General features: G+C 66.2%; 22 protein-coding genes and 1 tRNA gene. 10 read left to right on the forward strand and 13 right to left on the reverse strand.

Going from position 1 to position 20464, the window contains the following annotated elements; genetic code table 11:
- Nucleotides 1–150 precede the first annotated feature (150 nt).
- A complete protein-coding gene (locus tag ILT42_RS11890; RefSeq protein ID WP_204215825.1) occupies nucleotides 151–726 on the forward strand; it encodes an NUDIX domain-containing protein in 576 nt (191 codons plus the stop codon).
- Here ILT42_RS11890 and ILT42_RS11895 read toward each other — a convergent pair.
- The 4 genes from ILT42_RS11895 to ILT42_RS11910 all read right to left on the reverse strand — a co-directional run bounded on the left by ILT42_RS11895 (nucleotide 723) and on the right by ILT42_RS11910 (nucleotide 4401).
- On the reverse strand, nucleotides 723–1625 hold the full coding sequence (locus tag ILT42_RS11895) for a DUF533 domain-containing protein (protein WP_204215826.1): 903 nt from the start codon (nucleotides 1623–1625) through the stop codon (nucleotides 723–725). The genes ILT42_RS11890 and ILT42_RS11895 overlap by 4 nt on opposite strands.
- A 117-nt stretch (nucleotides 1626–1742) precedes the next feature.
- Nucleotides 1743–2270, reverse strand: a complete 528-nt coding sequence (locus ILT42_RS11900; protein ID WP_204215827.1) for a hypothetical protein — start codon at nucleotides 2268–2270, stop codon at nucleotides 1743–1745.
- A gap of 162 nt (nucleotides 2271–2432) precedes the next feature.
- Nucleotides 2433–3278, reverse strand: a complete 846-nt coding sequence (gene fghA / locus ILT42_RS11905) for an S-formylglutathione hydrolase (RefSeq protein WP_204215828.1) — start codon at nucleotides 3276–3278, stop codon at nucleotides 2433–2435.
- 10 nt (nucleotides 3279–3288) lie between these two features.
- Nucleotides 3289–4401, reverse strand: coding sequence for an S-(hydroxymethyl)glutathione dehydrogenase/class III alcohol dehydrogenase (locus ILT42_RS11910; protein WP_204215829.1), 1113 nt, complete (start codon nucleotides 4399–4401; stop codon nucleotides 3289–3291).
- A gap of 99 nt (nucleotides 4402–4500) precedes the next feature.
- Between ILT42_RS11910 and ILT42_RS11915 the strand changes: the two genes are divergently transcribed.
- Nucleotides 4501–5193, forward strand: a complete 693-nt coding sequence (locus ILT42_RS11915) for an MBL fold metallo-hydrolase (protein WP_229428613.1) — start codon at nucleotides 4501–4503, stop codon at nucleotides 5191–5193.
- A gap of 42 nt (nucleotides 5194–5235) precedes the next feature.
- Here the strand turns inward: ILT42_RS11915 and ILT42_RS11920 are convergent, their stop codons facing one another.
- Together ILT42_RS11920 and ILT42_RS11925 are read right to left on the reverse strand one after the other, a co-directional pair.
- The gene (locus ILT42_RS11920; protein ID WP_204215830.1) at nucleotides 5236–5946 is read right to left on the reverse strand and encodes a hypothetical protein; all 711 of its coding nucleotides are present in this window, start codon (nucleotides 5944–5946) and stop codon (nucleotides 5236–5238) included.
- Between the two features lie 236 nt (nucleotides 5947–6182).
- A complete protein-coding gene (locus ILT42_RS11925) occupies nucleotides 6183–6620 on the reverse strand; it encodes a hypothetical protein (protein ID WP_204215831.1) in 438 nt (145 codons plus the stop codon).
- Between the two features lie 246 nt (nucleotides 6621–6866).
- Here ILT42_RS11925 and ILT42_RS11930 point away from each other — a divergent pair, with 246 nt between their 5' ends.
- The 4 genes from ILT42_RS11930 to ILT42_RS11945 all read left to right on the forward strand — a co-directional run bounded on the left by ILT42_RS11930 (nucleotide 6867) and on the right by ILT42_RS11945 (nucleotide 10511).
- Nucleotides 6867–8516, forward strand: a complete 1650-nt coding sequence (locus ILT42_RS11930) for an SUMF1/EgtB/PvdO family nonheme iron enzyme (protein ID WP_204215832.1) — start codon at nucleotides 6867–6869, stop codon at nucleotides 8514–8516.
- 13 nt (nucleotides 8517–8529) lie between these two features.
- A complete protein-coding gene (locus ILT42_RS11935; RefSeq protein ID WP_204215833.1) occupies nucleotides 8530–9012 on the forward strand; it encodes a DUF4399 domain-containing protein in 483 nt (160 codons plus the stop codon).
- A gap of 151 nt (nucleotides 9013–9163) precedes the next feature.
- Complete coding sequence (locus ILT42_RS11940; RefSeq protein WP_204215834.1) at nucleotides 9164–10186, forward strand: NADP-dependent oxidoreductase; 1023 nt, start codon at nucleotides 9164–9166, stop codon at nucleotides 10184–10186.
- A gap of 64 nt (nucleotides 10187–10250) precedes the next feature.
- The gene (locus tag ILT42_RS11945; RefSeq protein ID WP_204215835.1) at nucleotides 10251–10511 is read left to right on the forward strand and encodes a hypothetical protein; all 261 of its coding nucleotides are present in this window, start codon (nucleotides 10251–10253) and stop codon (nucleotides 10509–10511) included.
- Nucleotides 10512–10514: 3 nt separating this feature from the next.
- Here the strand turns inward: ILT42_RS11945 and ILT42_RS11950 are convergent, their stop codons facing one another.
- Together ILT42_RS11950 and ILT42_RS11955 are read right to left on the reverse strand one after the other, a co-directional pair.
- Nucleotides 10515–11282 (reverse strand): sulfite exporter TauE/SafE family protein, encoded by a 768-nt coding sequence (locus tag ILT42_RS11950; RefSeq protein WP_204215836.1) that lies wholly within the window; start codon nucleotides 11280–11282, stop codon nucleotides 10515–10517.
- Nucleotides 11283–11396: 114 nt separating this feature from the next.
- Nucleotides 11397–12437, reverse strand: coding sequence for a hypothetical protein (locus tag ILT42_RS11955; RefSeq protein WP_204215837.1), 1041 nt, complete (start codon nucleotides 12435–12437; stop codon nucleotides 11397–11399).
- A 342-nt stretch (nucleotides 12438–12779) separates the two neighbouring features.
- Between ILT42_RS11955 and ILT42_RS11960 the strand changes: the two genes are divergently transcribed.
- Nucleotides 12780–14012 (forward strand): CAP domain-containing protein, encoded by a 1233-nt coding sequence (locus ILT42_RS11960; protein ID WP_204215838.1) that lies wholly within the window; start codon nucleotides 12780–12782, stop codon nucleotides 14010–14012.
- 31 nt (nucleotides 14013–14043) lie between these two features.
- Here ILT42_RS11960 and ILT42_RS11965 read toward each other — a convergent pair whose 3' ends face one another.
- From ILT42_RS11965 to ILT42_RS11975, 3 genes are read right to left on the reverse strand one after another with little or no spacing between them, the layout of a single operon-like run.
- Nucleotides 14044–14817, reverse strand: coding sequence for a pseudouridine synthase (locus tag ILT42_RS11965; RefSeq protein WP_204215839.1), 774 nt, complete (start codon nucleotides 14815–14817; stop codon nucleotides 14044–14046).
- Complete coding sequence (locus tag ILT42_RS11970; RefSeq protein WP_204215840.1) at nucleotides 14814–15752, reverse strand: class I SAM-dependent methyltransferase; 939 nt, start codon at nucleotides 15750–15752, stop codon at nucleotides 14814–14816. Before ILT42_RS11970 ends, ILT42_RS11965 begins: the two co-directional genes overlap by 4 nt.
- A gap of 30 nt (nucleotides 15753–15782) precedes the next feature.
- Nucleotides 15783–16145 carry a septal ring lytic transglycosylase RlpA family protein gene (locus ILT42_RS11975; protein ID WP_407664574.1) on the reverse strand — a complete coding sequence of 121 codons (363 nt, stop codon included), beginning with the start codon at nucleotides 16143–16145 and terminating at the stop codon, nucleotides 15783–15785.
- A gap of 372 nt (nucleotides 16146–16517) precedes the next feature.
- On the opposite strand from ILT42_RS11975, the gene ILT42_RS11980 reads away from it, so the two are divergent.
- A tRNA-Arg gene (locus ILT42_RS11980) sits at nucleotides 16518–16594 on the forward strand.
- Nucleotides 16595–17044: 450 nt separating this feature from the next.
- Here the strand turns inward: ILT42_RS11980 and ILT42_RS11985 are convergent.
- Nucleotides 17045–17302 (reverse strand): DUF2171 domain-containing protein, encoded by a 258-nt coding sequence (locus ILT42_RS11985; protein WP_204215842.1) that lies wholly within the window; start codon nucleotides 17300–17302, stop codon nucleotides 17045–17047.
- Between the two features lie 702 nt (nucleotides 17303–18004).
- Between ILT42_RS11985 and ILT42_RS11990 the strand changes: the two genes are divergently transcribed.
- Together ILT42_RS11990 and ILT42_RS11995 are read left to right on the forward strand one after the other, a co-directional pair.
- Nucleotides 18005–19084: a calcium-binding protein gene (locus ILT42_RS11990; protein ID WP_204215843.1), complete on the forward strand. Its 1080-nt coding sequence runs from the start codon at nucleotides 18005–18007 to the stop codon at nucleotides 19082–19084.
- A gap of 13 nt (nucleotides 19085–19097) precedes the next feature.
- Nucleotides 19098–19988 (forward strand): alpha/beta hydrolase, encoded by an 891-nt coding sequence (locus ILT42_RS11995; protein ID WP_229428614.1) that lies wholly within the window; start codon nucleotides 19098–19100, stop codon nucleotides 19986–19988.
- Here ILT42_RS11995 and ILT42_RS12000 read toward each other — a convergent pair.
- Nucleotides 19963–20439: a DUF6790 family protein gene (locus ILT42_RS12000; protein WP_204215845.1), complete on the reverse strand. Its 477-nt coding sequence runs from the start codon at nucleotides 20437–20439 to the stop codon at nucleotides 19963–19965. The two genes, ILT42_RS11995 and ILT42_RS12000, sit on opposite strands and share 26 nt — an antisense overlap.
- Nucleotides 20440–20464 lie beyond the last annotated feature (25 nt).

The following is a 20464-nucleotide window of genomic DNA, read 5'->3' on the forward strand; positions in this document are numbered from 1 at the left end:
CGGTCCGTGTTCATGCTGACCGAACTCTCCGGCACTGAACCTGCCCTCATGCCGCAGGACCGGAAATTGCGCTGGCGATAACGCTGGACACGGTTACAAGGCGTCAAGCTCGGCCATGGGCGCGAACACGATTCTGCTGGAGAACCGGAAGTGGCGGATCACGAGATCACGACGACGAATTTGGTGTTTCAGGGCTGGCGCAAGGTCTACGACCTCGTCGTCCGGTCGCCGAGCGGGGCAACGTTCAGGCGCGAGATCGTCGATCGGGGGTCGGCCGCCGCCGTTTTGCCCTACGACGCCCGGAACCGCACGGTCGTGCTGGTCCGGCAGTTCCGGGCGCCGGTCATGTTCTGCGGCGGACCGGAATATCTGGTGGAGACCGTCGCGGGTCTCCTCGACGGGGACGATCCCGAGACCTGCGCCCGGCGCGAGACCCTCGAGGAGGCGGGCCTGCGGATCGAGGCCCTGGAGCCGGTCGGCGCGGCCTGGTCGGCGCCGGGAGCCACCACGGAGCGGATTCACATGTTCCTGGCGCCCTACACGCCCGAAAGCCGGGTCGCGGCGGGCGGCGGGCTCGCCGAGGAGCACGAGGAGCTGGAGGTGCTGGAGATCGGGTTCGACGAGCTCGACGCCATGCTGGCCCGCGGGGAGTTCCTGGACCTGAAGACCATCGTCCTGATCCAGGCCCTCAAGCTGAAGCACGCAGGCCTGTTCGCGAACCCTTAAGCGGAGGCCGCCGCGTCGATCTGCGCCACGAGGCGCGGGTCCAGCCCGAGCGCCCCGGCCAGATGGGCCAGGAAGATCCGCTCCTCGACGGTGTTGGGCGTGATCACCTGCCGAGCGGTCGTGTAGACCTGGGTTTCCATGTGCAGCACCTTGGCGGCCGCGGCCAGTTCCGCGACGCTTGCCGGATGCGCCAGCTCGGCCTCGACGATATGAACGCCCTCGCCGTCGATTCCGGCTTGCTTTAGGGTCCCAAGGATGCGCCCGCGTTCGCCGTCGTCGATGGTGCCGTCCGCGGCGGCCGCGGCGATCATGGCGCGGACCAGCAGGAGCGCCATAGCGCCTGCCTGGGGTGCTGCCGGAGGCGGGAGCTCCCCAGCCGGGGTCGTGGCGGCCTCGATGGCCGGAATGCTCGCAGCGGGCTCGTCGGGCTTCTTCATGAAGCGGTTGAACAGAGCCGTCCCCTTGGATACCGCCGAGGAAGTGAGCTTGCGGCCCATGTCCGAATTGACCGCCGCCTTCGTCAGCCCCAGCACCAAGGCGTTCATGGCCGCGTTGCCCTGGGGCGTCTTCAGGTATTCCTGGGCCTTGCCCAGCAGAAGGTCCGTCAGGTCGGCGGGTTGCGCGGGCGCGGCGGGCTTGGGCTTTGGGGCCGTCGCCGGCGTGCTCTCGGCCTTGTCGTCCTTCTCGGAGGCTGGCGGGGGCGGCGTGTCGGGCCGGTTGGCGAGGCCGATCAGGTCGCTCAAGAGGGTGCCGGCCCCGAACGGATGGGCGCCCGGCTTGGCCGGATCTCCTTTGGCCGTCTCGGCCTTGGGAGGCTCCGAAGGCCCAGGTGCCGCAGGTGACGTTGCCGGCTGCGCCTGGCTGCCGAGTGCGTCGAGAAGTTTCTTTGCGTCAAACATGGATCTGCCCCCGACAATCCATGGGAACCATCAGTGATACGGGAGTGTAAGACCAAACCGGACGCGATTTTTCAAGATAGACTTAAGAAAACGGCGGCGCGATCCAGGCGTCGTGTCCTAGAAGATCACGCCCAGCATGCTCCAGATCATCATGAAGCCCATGATGTAGTAGATCCACTTAGGCATGCCGCTCGAGGCGGCGCGGTGCGCTTGCGCATCGACCGCGTTGATGAGCTCACCTTGCATTTGCTGCCCTTTCAAGGCCAGGAGGGTCAGGCCCTGGATGGCCTCCGACTGGGCGTTGAGAAGGGCCATGGTGGGCGACTGGCTTGCCCCGCTCGGAGCCGCGCCGTTCAACTGCTCCAGGGACTGGCCCATCTGCACGATGGCGGTCCGCATGGCGTCGAAATGCTGGCGCTGCTCGGCTAGCACGAGCCGGGCCTGGGTCAGGGGATCGTGAGCTTTCGTCTGCGCCGCCTGGGAGAGCTGCTGCATCAGGCCCTCGGGCCCTTTCAGGATCGCCGTTCGCACCGCCTTGCCGGCGTCGGACGCCAAGGCGGTTTGGGTCAGATCGACGGCCTTGGTCACCAGGCGGCCGGCATCGGCATTGAGAATGGGTTCGCGCGTCTGTTCCAAGTTTGCCATCGCTCCGTCCGCCACCGCCAAGGTTTATGTCTGAACTCAGCTTTGTCTAATCGACTCGCGACAGAAAAGCTATACTCTATCATTACAAAATGCGGCTTCCTTTGCGGAATATCCCGTTGAGGGACGTTTGTGCAAGTGCGCAAAGTTACCTTGCGAACGGTCTCAGGCCTCAAGGCGCTCCGCATGCCAGCGCAGGTGATCTTCCATGAAGGACGCGATGAAGAAATACGAATGGTCGTAATTCTCCTGGTGCCGCAGGGTCAGGGCAATACCGGCATCCGCACAAGCCCTCTCCAGCAAGCTCGGCTTGAGCTGGCTCTCAAGGAAGGAATCGGCTGTGCCCTGGTCCACGAGGATGTCTTGAACCCGTGCTCCATCGGCGATGAGCGCGCAGGCATCGTAGGCCCGCCACGCCGACCGGTCCGGTCCGAGATAGCCGCCGAGCGCTTTCTCGCCCCAGGGGCATGCCATCGGCGACGCAATCGGCGCGAAGGCGGAAACCGCCTTGAAGCGGCCCGGATTGCGCAGAGCGACGGTCAACGCGCCGTGCCCGCCCATGGAATGGCCAGTGATCCCCTGCCGGCCCATGTCGGCGGGCAGCTCCGTGCCGACCAGATCGGGCAGCTCGCGCTCGACATAGGAACGCATGCGGTAAGCCTTCGCCCAAGGTGCCTCCGTGGCGTCCACGTAAAAGCCTGCCCCGAGGCCGAAATCGTAGGCGCCCTGAGGGTCGTCCGGTACCCCCTCGCCACGCGGGCTGGTGTCGGGCGCCACCACCAGGAGGCCAAGCTCGGCGGCCACGCGCTGCGCGCCCGCCTTCACGGTGAAGTTCTCCTCCGTGCAGGTGAGCCCCGACAGGAACCACACCACCGGAACCTTGCCGTGCGCGGCCTGCGGCGGCACGAAGGCCGAAAAGCGCATGGCCGTTCCGGTCTCCGAGGAGGCGTGGCGGTAGACGAACTGCGTGCCGCCGAAGCAGCGCGCCTGGCTGACGATTTCAAGGCTCATGGCGGGCCAATCAGTACACGATGACGGAGCGGATCGACTTGCCCTCGTGCATGAGGTCGAAGGCCGTGTTGATCTCCTCGAGCGGCATGGTGTGGGTGATCAGGTCGTCGATGTTGATCTTGCCCTCCATGTACCAGTCGACGATCTTCGGCACGTCCGTGCGCCCGCGCGCGCCGCCGAAGGCCGTGCCCTTCCAGACGCGGCCGGTGACGAGTTGGAACGGGCGCGTGGCGATTTCCTTTCCGGCTTCCGCCACGCCGATGATGATGCTCTCGCCCCAGCCGCGATGGCAGCATTCGAGAGCCTGTCGCATCACGTCCGTGTTGCCCGTCGCATCGAAGGAAAAGTCGGCGCCGCCGCCGGTGAGGTCGACGATGGCCTGCACCACCTTGTCGTTGCCGATCTCCTTCGGGTTGACGAAGTCGGTCATGCCGAATTTCTTCGCCATCGCGACCTTGGCCGGATTGATGTCGACGCCGATGATCTTGTCCGCGCCCACCATGCGGGCGCCCTGGATCACGTTGAGGCCGATGCCGCCGAGGCCGAACACGACGACGTTCGCGCCGGGCCAGACCTTGGCGGTGTAGATCACCGCACCGATACCCGTGGTCACGCCGCAACCGATGTAACAGATCTTGTCGAAGGGCGCGTCCTCGCGCACCTTCGCCAAGGCGATTTCCGGCAGGACGGTGAAGTTGGCGAAGGTCGAGCAGCCCATGTAGTGGAAGACGGTATCGCCGTCGCAGCGAAACCGGCTGGACCCGTCCGGCATCACGCCCTGGCCCTGGGTGGAGCGGATCGCCGTGCACAGATTCGTGCGTCGCGACAGGCAGGATTTGCACTGGCGGCATTCCGGCGTGTAGAGCGGGATCACGTGATCGCCGGGCTTCAGGCTGGTGACGCCGGCGCCCACCTCGCGCACGATGCCCGCGCCCTCATGGCCAAGGATCGCCGGGAACTTGCCCTCGGAATCGAGGCCCGAGAGCGTGTAGGCATCCGTGTGGCACACGCCCGTGGCCATCACCTCCACCAGAACCTCGCCCGCCTTGGGACCCTCGAGCCGGACGGTCTCGATCGTCAGCGGCTTGCCCGCCTCCCATGCCACTGCAGCAACCGTTTCCATGCTCCGTCCTCCATGCGTCTGCCGTTAGAGCAGCCTCCTTACGATCCCGAAAGCCGGTCGGCAATCGGGTGAGGGGTTCAAATGGACCGGAGGTGGTGTATGTCGAGGAGACCCGCCCCCGCCGAGGATCGAAGCGTGCCCCACATCCGTGCGATGATCATTCCCGTCACACCGTTCCAGCAGAACTGCACCCTGCTGTGGGACGAGGATACCAAGACGGGCGCCGTCGTGGATCCCGGCGGCGACGTCGATCGGATCCGCGAAGCCATCGCGGAGGCCGGCGTCACGGTGGACAAGATCCTTCTCACCCACGGCCATATCGACCATGCGGGCGGCGCCGCCGAGTTGAAGGAAGCGCTCGGCATTCCCGTCGAGGGGCCGCACCAGGACGACCTCTTTCTGCTCGCGGGCCTGGGCGAGCAGGGACGGGCCTACGGCATCCCGGGGGTGCGCCCCGTCACGCCCGACCGATGGCTCAACGAGGGCGACACGGTCACGGTGGGCGGGCTCACCCTCGATGTGCTCCATTGCCCCGGCCATTCCCCCGGCAGCGTCGTGTTCGTGGCGAAGCCCGAGCGGTTCATCCTGATGGGGGATGTGCTGTTCCAGGGCTCCGTCGGCCGGGTCGACCTCTCGGGCGGCGACGGGCCGACGCTGATCCGCTCCATCAGGGACAAGATCCTGCCCCTGGGCGACGACATGACCTTCATCTGTGGCCACGGCCCCGCCAGCACCATCGGCCAGGAGCGCGCCACCAACCCGTTCCTGCAGGAGGGCTTCCCAGGGTTCTGACGGTTTCCCACATCCTACGCGGAAACCCATCTCATCGAGGGGTCAGAGATTCGGTGAAATCCGGAGCTCCAGCCGCGCCGTCGCGTCGGGCCGCGCATCGGGCGCGATGCCGTATCCGACCTTCATGTCGAGCACGGACGTGAAGGCATCGTTGCGGGCGCTCAGAACCTTGCGGCTTACGATTTCGGACGTCAGGCGGGTTCCCAGCGTCCCGCTCGCGGTGTTCACGTTCATGTTGGGAGACAAACGCAGTTCCGTGCTCCACAGGCCGACGGACACGCTGAGCGGAATGCCCACGGACCCTGTCACGGATTGGGCATAACCGGCCTCCAGACCCGCCATGGTCCCCGTGGTGTTCACGCCCAGGGTCAGGTCGCCGTAGGGCTTGTAGGTTTGTGACCAGGCGGCCTCCCAGTTGACGGACGACGAGACCAGGCGCGCCGTCGTCCCGTCGCGGGTGAAGGCCGTGCCCACGCTGAGGTCGAGGTCCCCGAAGGGACGAACCTTCGCGCCAAGGGTGCGATCGGACGCGCTCGTGGCGAAAGCCTGCATGTCGGTGCGCTGAATGCCACTGGTCCAGACCTGGGCGCGGGTGAAGGTCGTCGCCGGCCCGTGCGTGGGGAGGGCGACGTGGTCGTCCATCCAGGACTTGGTGAGCCGCTCCGTCCAGATCTCATCGGGGTCCTGGGCCCGGACCGGAAGGGCAACGAAACAGAGAGCGACAAACGGAAAGACTTTCCGAAAAGGCATCATCGGCAATTCCAGCAAATATGATCACGAAGCATTCGACTTTGGTCGAAGCATTGAAATAGAGGCTGGTTAACAAAAGATGATCGCGAGCCGCAAGACGCGCGGTTGCTGAAATTATTGGCAGGCAGGATTGGTGTCGAGCATCACGGACAGCGCATCAACTCCAGCAGTCATGAGACGATATTCACAGAAGGGGCGCGAATATTGTCGCGCCCCACATGCAGGATCGAAAGCCGGTCTCAGGCCGCCGGCGCTTCGGTCTCGTCGCCGGACGGGGCGCCGTTGGCCTCGGGGCGGGACTGGTAGGCGCGGGAGATGGACACCGGCGGCCGCACCGAACCGTTGGCGGTCGGCTTCGCGCTCGTGGCGTGAAGGTCCGTCTGGATGCTCTCCAGAAGGCTGACAAGCCAGCTCTGCCCGGATTGCAGGCCCTCGTGCAGGGCCGATTTGGCGATGTCGATCTTGGCCGAAATCTCCATGGCGTTGCGGGACTGGAGCGACACGAAGTTTTGCTCGATGTTGCCGAGCTCGCGCAGGAGCTCCTCGCGCAGATGGCGCTGCTCCTCGGACAGGATCAGGGGAGACGCCAGCATGCCGCGCAACGCGGCCCACCGCAGCCCGAGAGCGCTCACCGATTGGGATCCGTCGAGTTCCGCGAGGTTCTTGGGTTCGGCCACGGGATCGTCCTTTGCAAGAGTTCAGAATCAAAACGTCGGAGCGCGACAGCTATGGCCATGGTTGTGGCGTCAATCGGGCAAGCGCTATGGCAAATGAGTCGATGGGCGCGCTCATGCGGGTTAATGGAATTGCATTGCGTCGGGCAGGGGCGACGGAAGGCCGTGTGCGGCAGCGCATCGGTCGTGGCATCGACCGCGATTAAGGTGTAGATTGCCTTGTCTTCACAGTGCAATCGGGGGTTATTCATGCCCGGAGAGAGCACGCCGTTCGCGACGGGAAGTCCACGCCGCCTGGCTGCGATCCTGGCTGCCGACATCGCCGGCTACAGCCGGCTGATGGGCAGCGACGAAGAGGGCACGCTCGCGCGAATGAAGCGCCATCGCCGCGAGATCATCGAACCCACCCTGCAGGAGCATTACGGCCATCTCATCAAGACCACGGGCGATGGCTTCCTGGCCATGTTCGACTCTCCCGTGGAGGCCGTGCGCTGTGCGGTCGTGATCCAGCAATCGCTCGCCGCGCGCAACACGACCCTGCCGCGAAGCCAATGGATTCAGTACCGCATCGGCGTCAACCTCGGCGACGTCATCGTCGATCACGACGATATCTACGGCGAGGGCGTCAACATCGCGGCCCGGCTCGAGAACCTGGCCGAGCCCGGCGGCGTCTACATCTCCGGCGGCGTCTACGAGCAGATCAAGAACAAGCTCGTCTGCGGGTATCAGTCCCTGGGCGACGAAAGGCTCAAGAACATCACCGATCCGGTGCGGGTCTACCGCGTCCTACCGGACCCGGCCGCGGTCAGCCAGGCGACGCGCCACCGGGGTCGCTGGGCCGCGCTGGCGGCCGGAACGGTGCTCATCCTCGGAACCGCCGGATGGGCGGTGTTCCTGGCCCGTGAGCCGCCGCCCCAGCGGCAGGCGGACGCCCTCGCGACGCCTCCGGTCTCCGCGCCCGCATCGGTCGCCACGCCGGCCCAGGCCCGCACGCCCGCATCTCCCGCGCCCATCCCCTCGGCGCCCGTCCCCTCTGCCGACCCGGCCCCGCCGGCGGGGCTGCCCACGCCACCCGCGCCCCTGGCGGAGGCCCTTCCCATCCCGATCCAGCCCACGCCTGCACCCGCTCCACCCGCGCCGGCGAGCCCGCAGACGGCCGTGCTCGTGCCGCCCCGGCCTCCGGACGCCCCTCCCGCCTTCGGCACCGTCTTCAAGGATTGCCAGCAATGCCCCGAGATGGTGCGCGTGCCGGGCGGCGGGTTCAGGATGGGCAGCGACGAGGATCCGACGGAGAAGCCCCCGCATCCGGTGAGGATCCAGCCGTTCGCGATGGGACGCTATCCCGTCACGGTCGGCGAATGGAGCCAATGCGTCGCCGCGAAGGCCTGCACGCTCGTGCTCCAGGGCGATCCCGCCTCGCCCGCGCGCAACTTGAGCTGGAGCGATGCTCAGCAATACGTCAATTGGCTCTCCACGAGCACGGGCCAGCCCTATCGCCTGCCGAGCGAGGCCGAATGGGAATACGCCGCGCGGGCCGGCACCGCGACGCGCTATTGGTGGGGCGACAGGCTCACGCCCAGGATGGCCAACTGCAAGGGGTGCGGCGACCCTTACGATCAGCGCCAGCCCCTGAAGGTGGGCAGCTTCCAGGCCAACGCGTTCGGGCTGTTCGACATGGCGGGCGGCGTCGCCCAATGGGTGGCCGATTGCTGGACGGGCGACTATCAAGGCGCTCCGTCCGACGGATCCGCACGCACCCATTCCAACTGCCGCGAGAACGTGCTGCGCGGGGGATCCTGGCGCAGCGACGCCACCTATGTTCGCGCCGCCAGCCGCGCCTCCTACGACACCAACGTTCGCTACCCGGCCCACGGCATGCGGGTGGCCCGCAATCTTTGACAAGGAGAGTCCGATGCGCGCCGTTCATCGTTCGACCCCCGGTCTGATACTCGGTTTTGTTGTCGCCGGCATCGCGCTCGCAACAGGTTTCGGGACGCCGGTCCGGGCCCAGACGGCGGCGCCGCCGGACGCGTATCTCTATATCATCTATCCGTATGATGGCCTGAAAATCAGGGGCGCGTTCACGGTGCGGTTCGGTCTGCGCAACATGGGCGTGACCCATGCGGGCCACGTGGTGCCCAACAGCGGACACCATCACCTGCTGGTCGACGTGGACGAGGCGATCGAGCCCGACGAGCCGATCCCCACGGACCGGCAGCATATCCATTTCGGCGCGGGCCAGACGGAGACCCGCCTCGATCTGCCGCCGGGCAAGCACACCCTGCAACTCGTTCTGGGCGATGCGGAGCACAAGCCGTTCAAGCCGCTGCTGACGTCGAAGAAGATCACCGTCACGGTCCTGCCTCCGCGCAGGCCCGCCCAGGCGAGCCGGTAGCGCGGGGCCCGTTCGCGATCGGGCCCGGCCGGGAGGTAGGAATCTCTTAACCGCACCAACATGCGATGGGGAACGCGTTCGGCGTTGCCCTTATTGTGGCCTTACGGCCAGCCTAACCGAACCCCTCCACCGCCATCCCAGGAGTTTTTGAATGTCCGAGACCGTCAACCGTCGGATCGTGCTCGCGTCCCGCCCCATGGGCGAGCCGCAGCCGTCCGATTTCCGGCTCGAGACAGGCCTCGCCCCGGAGCCCGGCGACGGCCAGGTGCTGCTGCGAACCCTGTGGCTGTCGCTCGATCCCTACATGCGCGGCCGCATGAGCGCGGCGAAGTCCTACGCGAAGCCCGTTCTGATCGACGACGTGATGACGGGCGGCACCGTCAACGAGGTCGTGGTCTCGCGCCATCCCGCCTTCCAGGCGGGCGACATCGTTCTGGGTTACGCCGGCTGGCAGGATTACGCGCTGTCGGACGGTTCCGAATTGCGCAAGCTCGATCCTGCCGCTGCCCCGGTCTCGACGGCGCTCGGCGTGCTCGGCATGCCGGGCATGACGGCTTATACGGGCCTGCTCACCATCGGCCAGCCGAAGCCTGGCGAGACCCTCGTGGTCGCGGCCGCCGCGGGACCGGTCGGTTCCGCCGTGGGGCAGATCGGCAAGATCAAGGGCTGCCGGGTCGTGGGTATCGCGGGCGGCCCCGGGAAATGCCGCTATCTGGTGGACGAGCTCGGCTTCGATGCCGCCGTCGATCATCGCTCGCCCGACATGGCCCAGCAACTCCGGGACATCTGCCCCAATGGCGTCGATATCTATTTCGAGAACGTGGGCGGTGCGGTCTGGGACGCGGTCTTCCCGCTCCTGAACGACTTCGCCCGGGTGCCGGTCTGCGGCCTCGTGGCCCATTACAACGATACCGGCCTGCCGCAGGAGCCGGACCGCACGCCGCTTCTCATGCGGGCGGTCCTGGCCAAGCGCCTCACCCTGCGGGGCTTCATCGTGTCGGACTTCGCCTCCCAGGCCGAGATGTTCCAGCTCGACATGTCCCAATGGGTGCGCGAGGGCCGGATTCGGTACCGGGAGGACGTGGTGGACGGCTTGGAAAACGCCCCGGACGCCTTTATCGGTATGCTCAAGGGACGGAACTTCGGAAAGCTCCTGGTGCGGATAACCCCTTGATTCTTGTGGATCGAGGGGTCCGCCCACATTGCCCTCACGCCCCGGAAAGGTGATTTTGAGGGCCATGTCGAACGTGATCACGCTGTCTTCGCACAGAAAGCGAGCCCAGCCGTCCCCGCCCTCCGTGGCCGAGCGGCGGGCGGCGATCGCGTCCGACCTCATCCACCTCATCGACCAGGTGCGGGACGTGACCGAGCGCGCCGCGTCCCTGTCCGGCCCGTCCGTGGAGATCGAGCGTTCGGCCCAGCACCTGCTCGATGCGATCACGGCCCTTGAGCGCGGCGTGGATGCGCTCACCGATGACGGCGAGTGGGTTCCGTTCTAGGTTTCAGCGCACGAAGAACCAGACCGTCAGGGCGGCCCCGATGGCGATGACGAGCCAGCGGATGACGGGCGCCGGTAGCCGGCGGCCGTAGACGACGCCGAGATAGCCGCCCACCACCGAGGCGGCGCCCACGATGAACGTCTCGCGCCAGCTCACGAGGCCGGCCTGGATGAAAACCACCACGGCGATGAGCTGGATCAGAGTCGAGCACAGGTGCTTGGCCGAGTTGATGAGGTGGAAGTCGTCGCCTTCCGTGATGGCCAGAGCCGCCAGCATCACGATCCCCATTCCGGCCCCGAAGAAGCCGCCGTAGATCGAGACCAGGAACTGGAAGGTCAGGCCTGCCGCCCAGGCCTGCCGCGAGGGCGCGTGGCCCTCGTGCCGCGCCACGGAGCGGGCGAGGCCCACGATCCTCGGGCTTGCCGCGAACAGCCCTGTGGCGAACAGCAGAAGCCAGGGCACGAGCTGACGGAACGAGGCGTTGTCCGTCACGGTGAGGATGTAGGCGCCGATCAGGCCCCCCGAGAGGCTGACGAGACCCAGCGCCGTGAACCGGCGCAGGTTGGCGAGGAGCTCCCGGCGATAGGCCCAGGCGCTCGACAGGTTGGCGGGCGTGACCGCCACCGCGCTGGTCGCGTTGGCGACGACAGGAGGCAGGCCGGCGGCCACGAGCGCCGAGAAGGTGAAGAAGGTGCCCCCGCCCGCGATGGCGTTGACGAGCCCGGCCGCGAGGCCGGAAGCGGCCAGAAGGGCCGCGGTCGAAAGATCCATGATGTCCGGCGTGAGGTAGCGGGGCCTGAAAATCTGCGCCGGACCATATCAAGGATGAGGACTCAGCCCATTGGGCTTAGGTCTAAGGCGGGGGAAATCGCGCGTTGGACGGCCTTACCGGCTCCAAACCCCGAGCTTGGACTCACGGGCCTTGGCCTCGGCGGCCTTCAGCTCGTCGGTCGCCTGCGAGGTGGTCCGCCCTCCACCGTTGAACAGCACCACCCGCGACAGGTCCTGGCCGCTCACCTGGCACCGATAAACATCCGTAGCACCGGCCGGCTCGCAGGCGACCTCGCGGCCGTTGAGATAGGTCGTGAGGTCCTCCGGCTTGCCGCCGCCCTCGGCCCATTCGACCCCGAAGAGGCGCACGATCCGGCCCTGCATCCGAAGCGTGGCGGTATCGATGGCCTCCGCGGCTCCCTTGAGTGGGACAGGTTCGGCCGCCGCCGGCGGGCTTGCCACCGCCCCCGTCGTGGACGGCTCCGCGGGCGGGCTGCCCATGGCGACCGGCTCATCGTCCTGGGCCGCGAAGGGAAACCGTTCCCAGGCCATGAAGGCGCCCACGCCCAGAATCAGCAGCACGGCCGCGGCCGCCGCCATGAGAAACCATGGCCGGGGGCGGTCGTCCCGCATGTCCTCGAGAAGGATCCGGGCCCGATCCAGGGATTCGGGAGCCGCGCGGTCGGGGCGCGAGGGAGCGCCCTCGTCTGAGAGGCGAAGCGAGGAGCCGGGATCGCGGTGGGCCGTGGTCACGGGGGCGGCAGCCGATCCCCGGCGCGATTCATCCAGAGGCGCGGCCGGAGGGCTTCCGGGCTCCTTCCCGGCCTCTTGCCGGTGTCTGAACATGGCCGGATGCCGGACGTGAAGCTCCTCGATGAGGTCGCGGAGGGTGAGTTCGACCGTCCGGCCGTCCTCATCCTTGGTCCGGACCTCTCCGCGCGCGTCGACCACGCGGATCGTCAGGCGATCCTCCACCAGGATGGCCCGTACGAAGGTCTCGGCGATCAGCTCCAGGGGCCTGCGGGCATCATCGGTGGGATCGTGCAGCGCGATCTCGGCCCGGATGGCCTCGCGAACGCGATCCTGCAGGCGCCCGTGGTCGGTCGGGAGGCTGGGATCGGTCGCGCTTGCATCGGCCGGCAGGACATCCGTCATGGAAGGCATTCTCCAATCCGCCGTGAGCCCGGTCAAGCTGCGCCGGGCCGGAGCCTTTGGACGGAACAGGGGGACAAGCGGCGCGGCCGCACGAGGTTCCATTGCGGCAGTTGGACACTGAACCGCGCTTGCCTGATCGACAGGACAAGCATTCGAACGAATATCGCTGCAAAGAGAGACTGTTGCGCGCCTGAGGGGAAGCTGACGAAAGGCTCACGGTCCTGCCAGAGAGATGACATATTCGCTCTCTAGGCCTGCAAGGGTTCGTCACGTCTTCAGCCTGATCGGACGAACGTTCTTCACGACAGAATTCCCTTAAACGGAACCTTCAAAGGACCTTTCATGACGCAGCCCAGCGCCTATGAGCAGTTCATGCTCGAACTGGTCAACGCCGAACGGGCGAAAGCCGGAGCCCAGGCCCTTGCCTTCGACACCACCCTCAACGTTTCCGCCGAGCGTCACAGCGGCTGGATGATCGCGTCCGACACGTTCTCCCACACGGGGGCAGGGGGCTCGACGCCCACGGACCGCATGAAGGCGGCCGGGTACCAGTTCACCGGGTCCTGGGCATCGGCCGAAAACATCGCCTGGGCCAGCGTGCGGGCACCTGCCGGACTTCAGGGCGAGGTACAGCTTCTGCACGCGAACCTGATGAATAGTCCCGGCCACAAGGCGAACATCCTCAACGGCGCCTACCGCGAGATCGGCATCGGCTTCGAGACCGGAGAGTATCAAGGCTGGAACGGCGCTTTCGCGACGCAGAACTTCGCCCGATCGGGTTCGTCCTCGATTCTGACCGGCGTCAGCTTCGACGACAAGGACGGCGACCGGTTCTACGATGTGGGAGAGGGACTGGGCGGCATCGCCGTGAGGGCCGTGAGCGCATCCGGCGCCACTTATGCCACGACCACGATGAGCGCGGGCGGCTACCAGATGGATCTGCCGGCCGGAACCTACACGGTCACGTTCTCGGGCGGCGGCATCGCCACCACGGCTCGCACGGTCACGGTCGGCGCCACGAACGTGAAGCTCGACCTCGTCGATCCCGCGCCGTCGGGCACCGCGCCGATGCCGGCGGCGTCCGTCATCAACGGCACGGCGTCGGGCGAGCGGCTGGCCGGCACAAGCCTCTCCGACACCATCAAGGGCCGAGCCGGCAACGATACGCTGATCGGTCGCGGCGGCAACGATAAGCTCTATGGCCAGGCAGGCAACGACGTCCTCAACGGCGGCGGCGGGAGCGACCTTCTCGTGGGTGGGCCCGGGCGCGATGCGTTCGTGTTCACGGCCAAGCCCTCCGCGAGCCGCTTCGACACGATCCGCGACTTTTCCGTGCGCGACGACACGATCCGGCTCGAGAACAAGGTGTTCAAGGGCTTGAAGGCGGGCAAGCTCGCGGCCGAGGCTTTCTACAAGGGCGTGGCCGCTCACGACGCGGACGACCGTATCGTCTACGACCCCACGACGGGCAGCCTGTCTTACGACCCGGACGGGACCGGAGCGGGCGCGGCGGTGAAATTCGCGCAGCTGAAAGCGAACCTCAAGCTGACGGCGTCCGATTTCCTGGTGATCTGATGGGAAAAGGCCCCGGCGGAAGCTGGGGCTTTCAGGCGCTGGCCGTCGTCTCGGCCGCCGCCTTGGCGGGTGGCAGAACGAGAGCGAGATCCACCTCGCTCAGGATCTGGTAGGCTCCGGGCCCGAGAGCGTCGGGAAGGTCGAGCCCGCCGATGCGGTCCCGGTGCAGGCCGGTGACATGGTTGCCGAGAGCGGCGAACATCCGCCGAACCTGGTGATAGCGGCCCTCATGCAGGATCACGGTGGCGCTCGTGGGCGACACGATCTCCATGTCCACCGGAAGCAATGGCTTGTCCTCGCCGTCGAGCATCAGGGTGCCGGCGGCCAGGATCTGGGCCTCGTCGCCGCGCAGGGGGCGGTCCAGGGTCACGCGGTAGCGTTTGGGCACATGGTTGCGGGGCGCGATGATCCGGTGCAACAGCCCGCCGTCGTCCGTCATCAGCAGGAGACCCGACGTTTCCTTGTCGAGGCGCCCGACCGTGGACAGGGCCGGATCCCGCCGCCGCCACCGTTCCGGCAACAGGCCGTAGATCAGGGGGCCGGCTTCCTTGTGGGAGCAGGTGACACCGAGCGGCTTGTGGATCATCAGAACGAGCCCCGGCGGCGGATCGAGGGGCTCGCCATCGACCTCCATGCGATGGGTCAGGTCGCGGGTGACCGGAATGCGCTGGCCGGCATCTTCCAGTTCGACGCCGTCCAGGGTCACGCCGCCGGCGCGCACGAGACCTTGGATCTCCCGGCGGGAGCCGTAGCCGAGATTAGCCAGGAGTCGGTCGAGCCGGAGCGTGGGGGCCTGTCTGCTCATCGCCGGGCCTCATAGATCTTGTAGCCCGATGCCTCCGCCTTCAGGGCCACGGAGCGGAAGAGGGGCTGGAGCACGCCCTCGTAGGGCAAGTGGCGGTTGGCCGTGAGCCAGAGGGTGCCGCCCGGCCGCAAGGCCTCGGCGGCCCGGCGTATGAAGCTCTGGCCCAGGCTTCGGTCCTCCGCGCCGCCGTCGTGGAAGGGCGGATTCATCACCACGAAATCCAGGCCCGCCAGTCCGGTGCCGCTCTCGCGCACGTCGGACCATCGGGCTTCGGCGCGCGCGTCGGCGATGTTGCGGCGGGCGAGGTCGACGGCGCGCCGGTCGATGTCGATGAGGCTGATCCGCTCCACGCCGGGCGAGGCCAGCACGGCCCGCGACAGGAATCCGATTCCGCAGCCCAGATCCGCCCCGCGCCCCCGTAGCGGGGGCAGATGCCGCACGAGAAGTTCGCTGCCGGGGTCGGCTCGGTCCCAGCTGAAGACGCCGGGCTGCGACCACAATCCCAGGGCGTCCACGAAGCGCGGCGCCCCGTCGGCGATGGCCTCGTCCAGCCCGGATAGGCCCGCCGGCCGTTCCCCCGCGCAGATGCGGTGATGGCGCTTGGCCGTCTCGCTTGCACCGCAGCCGAAGGACGCCAGTTCCTTGCCGAGCCGGGATCCGCCCTTGTCCTTCGGGGCGAGCGCCGTGAAAGGAGCGCCCGGCCGCAGGGCCCTGAGGGCGAGCGCCAGGGTGTAGCGCCGCTCGACGGTGCCGGGGGGCGCCAGGAGGCTGAAGCCGCTCAGCGTTCCCTCGGCTTGATCCTCCAGCCGCGCCGCGCCCGGCACGAGGGGCGAGAACTGGACCGCGTCGTCCGGCACGCGCACGAGTTCGGGCGGCGCCGCCCCATAGAGGCCTGGGCGGCTGAAGGCATCCGAGGGAGAGGAGGTGTTGGCCATGGCGTCCTATAGCGGGACCCGGCGCGAACCTCAAAGGGCCGAGACGACGACGCTGCCGACCCCGGAGATCCCGATGGCCTGGGCCGAGGCGCGGGATAGATCGATCACGCGGCCATGGGCGTAGGGCCCGCGATCGTTGATGCGCACCACCACGGAGCGGCCTGTGCGCTTGTTGACGACCTTTACCTTCGTTCCGAAGGGGAGCGTGCGGTGCGCTGCCGTCAGGTCGTTGGTATCGAACCTCTCGCCGCTGGCCGTGCGGCGGCCTTGAAAGCCGGGCCCGTACCAGGAGGCCTTGCCGTTCTGAACGTGTTTCCCGGAGGAAGCGGCGGAATCCGCCTTGGCGAGAGTAGGGGCAATGGTCGCTGCGGCCGCGAAGAAAAATCCAGCCATGGCGAGCGTTGTCTTGTTCTGATCCAAAATGCATTCCCTTGTTGTTATGCAAGGGTGCGCAACATGGAGGCTAATAAGGCCAGAATAAGACAAGCTGAAACTTGTATGAATGCTGCAAAATATGGGAATTTCTGGTCTATACAACGCAATGACCTATCGTCGTGCTCTGCACAATATTGCTGTGTTGATTCGAAATATGATCGAGATCTGGTGTTTCAGTCCTGCGCGAAACCTGGGTTGTCCACGTGGGAAGCCGCGTCGCCCTGTCGGATCCCGGTCAAGCCTTGCCGCGAACCGTGCGGTTTTGAGGCCGCGAGAGGTTGCTCTTGGGCCCTCGATCGAGTAGGACATCCCCAAGGCTATCGCCTCAAAGCACCCGTAGCTCAGCTGGATAGAGCGTTGCCCTCCGAAGGCAAAGGTCACACGTTCGAATCGTGTCGGGTGCGCCATTTTTCCCTTCCGGCTCATGGCAGCCCTGGGCCGATGCAGTCTCGGTACCGGTCTTTAACGGGCGCGGGTCAACAAGTACTTTTAGCGCGTTGAAGGTGGTTCAGCGAAGGTGCGAACGGCAGTAGCTTGCGTGTGGGCCGTCCGGGCTGTCAGGAACCGGTCTGTGCATGCAAGCCCGACGCTAGCGTTAAGGCAGATATTGCCATCGTGGCTGAGATCTAACGCAATCGACACTCTGGAGCATTTGGCATCGTTGCCGAACGTCTTGCTGCCGGCGACCGCGACGGACAGTCGACGGGGTGCCACTCGATATGGCTTGCCACATTGAGGCCGTTCAAGGCGAGCGCACTCTGCATCGACGGTTTAGATAATGGTCGGAATGATTACCTCATCGACCGCCAGAACTGAGGTGCCCATGCCTTCTAGTTTAGCGTCGTTCGTCATTTCGTTCAGGCCTGACCGCCATCGCTCTCTTCCTCGAAAGTGACTGCCACATCGCCGTTGGCTGACAGTCGTACTTTTTGACCCTCGATCTCAGCCACGAGAGCCGTCGAGATGTAATGGTGATGGCCTTTATGAGAGCCCTCGCCGCTGTCCTTCTTCGTCAGCTTGATGCGCTCGCCCTCGACGCGGTCCACCGTTCCGACATGGGTCCCGTCAGCGCCGATAACTTCCATATGCTCTTTGATCTGGCTGATGTCCGTCATCGATATCTCCAATCTGGATTCGGTTCGTTCTGAGTGAACGAAAAGAGCAGAACGCAACGGAAACATGGGGCAGGCAAGGGGAGGCTTCAGAAATCATACCGACTGAAGCGTAACGACAATTGCGGTTCCAAGTGCCGCAAGCACGACCCCCAAGCCGAAGACCCGGATCGCTACCGGCAACTCCTTGCGCACGGTCTGATCAGTGTCCACTCGCAGCGTGGGATCGTAATCGGCAGAACTGGGCATGTACAAATTCCTAGGTGTGCTGAGATGACTCCTTTCTACCCGTTTGGTTCCGAGCCGTTGGTGCCGGCGACGGTCAGAGAGAAAGGTTTGCGACGTCCAGCTCTTGTTGGCCTGAGGTTTCCTGGAGTGATGTGAAAAACTTCACACTTCAGTGGATTGTCATGTGCCAGTTAGGGTTGATCCTTACGCACCCTTAGTGGCGGAGCCGCAAGTCGATGTTGTCCGATCAAAGGCGCCTGCCGCCCCATTCGGAGGATGGTCAAAGGGCTCGATGGGGACGGGGGCAGCCGGAAAGGCCTCGGATCCACAAGCGGCGTCGGACATCGGCGAAGCTCGTGCGAAGGGACTACTCAGGAATAGCGCAGCACCGACCCGTCCAGACGCTGCCGGAGCAAGCCCCCCGGCTGCTAAGCTTGGGCTGGTTGCGTCCCGTCCGGATCATTTCGTGAGGATCGAATGACAGCTGTCACACTTGCGGCCCAGTATCTGGGACAAACCGGCTCGACGGGGATCTACCGCGTCGATCTGTGGCAAAGCGGATTGGCATCCGTGGCGGCCGTGACGATCAGCGACGACAGGGTCATCTCGGGCGGGACCGGAGCCGTATCCGGCTTCGACCTCGACTTCGTCCGCCTCTCGACCATCCTCACGTCCAGTGCGTCCGGGGCGGCGTCGCTTGCAGGCGAGGCCGTGTTCGACTTCGGCTCCGGCGGCGTGGTCTTCCAGCCCGGCTTCCTGCAGCCTGTCCGGCCCGGTGACGAGGCGAGCTGGAACCGCAGCTGGCTCGACGGTACGACGTGGGGCAACGTCTACGATCCCGCGCAGGCGACCCTCAACGTGCGCGACGGCGGCTTTTCGAGCCTGGGCGGTGCCTTGTCGCTGGGCGAGGGCGGTCAGGTGACGCTTCTCCTGAATGCCTCCGTGGCTCCCGCCGGACGCTACCTCTATTTCGGCGACGCAGGCGGCGGGAACGACCAGGTCATCGTCACCGTATCCGATATCCGCGCCGCGCCGGTGAAGACCGGCCTGACCGTCGCGGGCACGCCGGGCGACGATCGGATCGAACTCGGCCGGGGCCTGAACGTCCATTTGGGCGCCGGCAACGACGTGCTCTACGGATCCGCCGGCAACGATATCGTGCGGGGCGGCGCGGGCCACGACATCCTCTACGGGCAGCAGGGCCGCGACACGCTCTACGGCGGCGGCGGCCGGGACGTTTTCGTGTTCGACACCAGGCCAGGCCGGGGCAATGTCGACAAGGTCATGGATTTCTCGGTGCGCCTCGACAGCATCTGGCTCGACAACAAGGTGTTCAAGAAGCTCGGTCAAGGCACCGAGTTCGACCCCGGCAAGCTGAAGAAGGATGCCTTCGCGGTGAGCGATACAGCCCAGGACGGCAACGACTTCGTAATCTACGACAAGTCGACGGGCGCCTTATATTATGATCGCGACGGCGCTGGTGCCGCCGCGCAGGTTCAGATTGCGGCGCTCAAGCCGAACTTGAAGATGACCCACAAGGATTTTTTCGTCGTCTGAGGAACCCGGGAGCTTGGCTTTGAGCGAGATCGACGCGATCAGGGCGATGCTCGGCTCCAAGCCGCGGCCCGTGGGATGGGCTGAACGACGACGGCGGCTCGACGAGATCGGAACGGCTTGGCCAGTGGCGGAGGATATCGCGCTGGAGCCTGTGGACCTGGGCGGCATTTCCGCCGAATGGTCTCTCGCGCCCGGGAGCGACGACTCGCGCGTGCTCCTGTATTTCCATGGCGGAGGCTACTGCTCCGGCTCGATCCTCAGTCACCGGCGCCTCGTGACGGAGGCTGGCCGGGCGGCCGGGATTCGCACGCTGGCGGTGGGCTATCGCTTGGCGCCGGAGCATCCCTTTCCGGCCGCGCAGGAGGACGCCATGGCCGCTTGGCGCTTCCTGCTGACGCAAGGCTACGGGCCCTCGTCCATCGTGATTGGCGGCGACAGCGCAGGCGGCGGCCTGACCCTCGCACACACGAACCGCCTGCGCGACGCCGGTGAGGCGCTTCCCGCCTGCGCCTGGCTCATCTCGCCCTGGACCGACCTTACCCTGTCGGGCGACACCCTCACGAGCAAGGATCCTGTCGATCCGATCATTCACAAGGGCTATCTCGGCGAATTGGCGGAGGCCTATCTGGGGGGGCACATCGACCGCGCCGATCCGCGCGTGTCGCCCCTCTTCGCCGATCCGGGCGGCCTGCCGCCGCTTCTGATCCAGGTGGGCTCGGCCGAGACTCTGCTCGCGGACGCCACGCGCATGGCTGCAGCGGCCGGCGCTGCGGATGTCGCCGTGACCCTGGAGGTGTGGCCCCACATGATCCATGCGTGGTCCTTGTGGAATGCGCGCCTGGAACCGGGCCGCCAGGCGCTGACCAGCGCGGGCGATTTCATGCGGCGCCATCTCGCCCGATGAGCCATGCCAGGAAGGAGACGGCGAGAACCGCGGCGACGAACAGGTCCGTGGCCATGGCGATGGTCTCCTTCGCGTTTCGTCCCCCACGTCTCGCGTGCTGAACGCCATCCAGTCCGAGAAACATTCCTCCGGCCAGGGCGGCCGGCGCGGTCCATTCGGGCCACAGAAGGCTGAGAAGACCGACGAGACCGAGTGACAGATTGGCGAAGCCCAGTTCGGACACGACCGTCTCGGCGCCTGGGGCCTTTATGCCCAGGATCTCGGACGCGGTGAAGCCGGGCTGCGTCGCCTGCCGCAAACCAGCCAGAAACAGGCGGACTCCGACAGCCCAAACCACGAACCACTTTCCGAGAAGAAAGAGCAGCGAGGTGTCTGGGCGGAACACGGCTTCGGCCGCGGTGGACAGGATGGGCAGCACGACCGTCGTGGCGATGACAAAGAGGGCATACATGCCTGGCCTCCGGAACCGAGCCCAA

Source organism: Microvirga pudoricolor (assembly GCF_016892705.1).
Classification (GTDB): Bacteria; Pseudomonadota; Alphaproteobacteria; order Rhizobiales; family Beijerinckiaceae; genus Microvirga; species Microvirga pudoricolor.